This is a genomic window from Brevundimonas sp. UBA7664, from assembly GCF_002483305.1.
Taxonomy (GTDB): Bacteria; Pseudomonadota; Alphaproteobacteria; order Caulobacterales; family Caulobacteraceae; genus Brevundimonas.
The window spans coordinates 1-2,635 of record NZ_DLHQ01000052.1; the positions used below are offsets into that span (position 1 = coordinate 1).

At 73.4% G+C, this 2,635-nt stretch carries 3 protein-coding genes and 1 pseudogene; all 4 read left to right on the forward strand.

The genetic code is table 11. The features are described 5' to 3' along the window. Positions 1–493, forward strand: a pseudogene (locus B2742_RS12670) (P-type conjugative transfer protein TrbL); the annotation flags it as partial. Between the two features lies 1 nt (position 494). After that, positions 495–1,178 (forward strand): conjugal transfer protein TrbF, encoded by a 684-nt coding sequence (gene trbF / locus B2742_RS12675; protein ID WP_292066875.1) that lies wholly within the window; start codon positions 495–497, stop codon positions 1,176–1,178. Next, complete coding sequence (trbG, locus tag B2742_RS12680; protein WP_292066877.1) at positions 1,157–2,209, forward strand: P-type conjugative transfer protein TrbG; 1,053 nt, start codon at positions 1,157–1,159, stop codon at positions 2,207–2,209. The genes trbF and trbG overlap by 22 nt, the downstream gene beginning before the upstream one ends. Continuing rightward, a partial coding sequence (locus tag B2742_RS12685; protein WP_414633068.1) for a hypothetical protein occupies positions 2,206–2,635 on the forward strand: 430 nt, incomplete at its 3' end. The genes trbG and B2742_RS12685, both read left to right, overlap by 4 nt.

The window sequence follows — 2,635 nt, forward strand, 5'->3', positions numbered from 1 at the left end:
ACCCGCGCGCGCCGCTGCGGGGGCCGGGTCGGGACGCCCGCCCGCGCCGCCGAACCCGCAGGGCCCGTCGACGCCGAAGCCCTCGAACGACAACCCGCCGCCGTCCGGTCCGCGCCGTTCGTCAGGCGGAGCCGTGACCGCCTCGGCGGGGACGAGCGGTGTCGGCGAGCGCGCCGTCGACTGGCGACCGCAGACCGCGTCGGACAGCGCCGCGAACCGAACGGCCGCGGACGAAACCCCGCCGGCGAGCGGGCCGGGGGCCTCGAAGGACGCGCCAGGCCGTTCGCCCGGGACGATTGCCGGGGAGGCCCAGGCCGCCAGGGCGGACTTTCACCGGGCCGCGTCGAGGCCGGCGACGGCCACGGGCGGAGGCCCGCGGGGGCGGTCCGCGGCCCTGCAGGCCTTCTTCGTCGCCAACACCGGCCGCGGTCTGCTCCCGGCCGGGGAAACCAGCGGCGTCCTGTCGCCCAATCTGAAGACCGAGGAGTCCTGAGATGCACCCCTTCTTCCGGCCCCGACGGGCCCTGGCGTCCGCGCCCGACCAGACGCCGTACCAGCGCGCCGGCCAGGTCTGGGACGACCGGATGGGCCTGTCCCTGGCCCATGCGCGCAATTGGCGCCGCATCGCCCTGGCCAATCTGGCGCTGGCTGGTTTCCTGGGCGCCGGCTGGTGGGTCCAGGCGGACCGGGCCGTGGTGAAGCCCTTCGTGGTGGAGGTGTCCGACTGGGGCGAGACCCAGAGGATCACCGCCATCGGCGGGCGCTATGAACCGAACGAGGCCCAGATCGGTCACGCCCTGGCCGGCTGGGTTCGCGATGTCCGTTCCAAGAGCATCGATCCAATCGTCATCCGCCAGAACTGGCTCCGGGCCTATGACCTGATGACGCCCAAGGCGGCGTCCTTTCTCAACGCCTGGGCCCAGACCCACGACCCGTTCGCCGAGGTCGGGCGCGAAGCGGTCAATGTCGAGATCCTGAACGTGGTCCGCCGGACGGACCGGACCTTCGACCTGCAATGGCGCGAGACACGCTTCGTCAACGGCCAGTCGGCCGGGGCCGAACGCTGGCGGGCCCTGATCACCACCACGATCCAGCCGCCCCGCACGGAGGCCGAGCTGATGAAGAACCCCCTTGGACTGAAAATCGAGGATGTATCATGGACCCCCGACGCCTCCTGATCCTGGTCGCCCTGGGCCTGTCGCTGTCCGGCTGCGCGGTCTTTCGCGATGGCCTGCGGCCGGCGGCCGCCCTGATGGGGCGCACGACCGCTTCGGCGCCCATGGACGCCCTGGCATCGACGGTGGTCATCGAACCCGAACCGGCCCTCGCGGTGGCCGAGGGTCCGCAAGACCGCTCGCCGACGGAGCGGGCCTATGAGCCGGCGCCCGTCCGCCCGGCGACGGCCGCCACGGTCCCATCAGACGCAAGGGTTGCATCGGCCGGCGCGACCGGGCGGCAAGCCATCGCCGCGGCCAATGCGACGGCGCGCGCGCCGTCCCGCGAGGACGCCTTCGTCGGCGGGGTCCAGGTCTTCACCTGGTCGCCCGGACGCGTGTTCGAGATCTGGACCGCGCCCCTTCGGGTCACAACCCTGACCCTGGCGCCGGGGGAGACCCTCGTGGCGAAGGCGGCGGGGGACACCGTGCGCTGGCAGATCGGCGAGGCGGTCTCCGGCGAGGGGGCGGGCCAGCGGACCCATGTGCTGCTCAAGCCCCTCGAACGGGGCCTGGAGACCAACCTCGTCCTGACGACGAATAGACGGGTCTATCTCATTGATCTGAAGAGCGGCGCGACCGACGCTTTCAATGCCGCCGTCGCCTGGGACACGGACGCGATCCTCGCCGGCGGCGCCCCGGAGGCCGCCATGGCATCCGTCCCGGCGCGCAGCGGCGAGCCCGTCGTGATGCCGGAGGGCGAACTCGACGCCCGCTACCGGATCGATCCCCAGGGCCGGCGTCCGCGCTGGACCCCGACCTCGGTGTTCAACGACGGCCGGCGGACCTTCATCACCTTCGACGCGGACCTTCAGGTGGACGAGGCGCCTGTCCTGTTCGTCATCGCCCCCGACGGAGAGGCCCAGATGGTCAACTACCGGCAGGTCGGCGGCCTCTATGTCGTCGATCGGGTGTTCGACCGGGCCGAGCTTCGCCTGGGCGACCGCCGGCCCCAGATCGTCCGCATTCGCCGTCTCGCAGGAGCCCGGTCATGACCAACCTCGATCCTCTCCACACGGCCCGGCCCGACGTTGCGCCCAAGGAGCCGGCGCCGGGCCTGAGCACCCGGGCGCCGCGCCCCCACGCCGTGCGCCTGCGCAAGTCCGCGGTCCAGCTCATCGTCATCGGCGGGGCGGTGCTCGTGTCGGGCTCCCTGGCCTGGGCCTTCGTGGTCCAGCCGGAACTGCGCGACAGCGCCCGCGCCCGTCAGGCCGAGGCGCGGGAGGACCAGGCGCGCGGCGTGGTCCGCCCTGCGGAAGCGGTGACGGACCAGCCGGCGACCTACGATCGCCTGCCCGAGCCGCGCACGGCGGACCACCCGCCGGCGACCGAGGCCGCCGCGACGCCGGGCCCGTCCAGACGGTCCGCCGACGCCTATGCGCCCGCCTACCGGCCCGCGTCGGCGCCGAACGCCCGCGGAC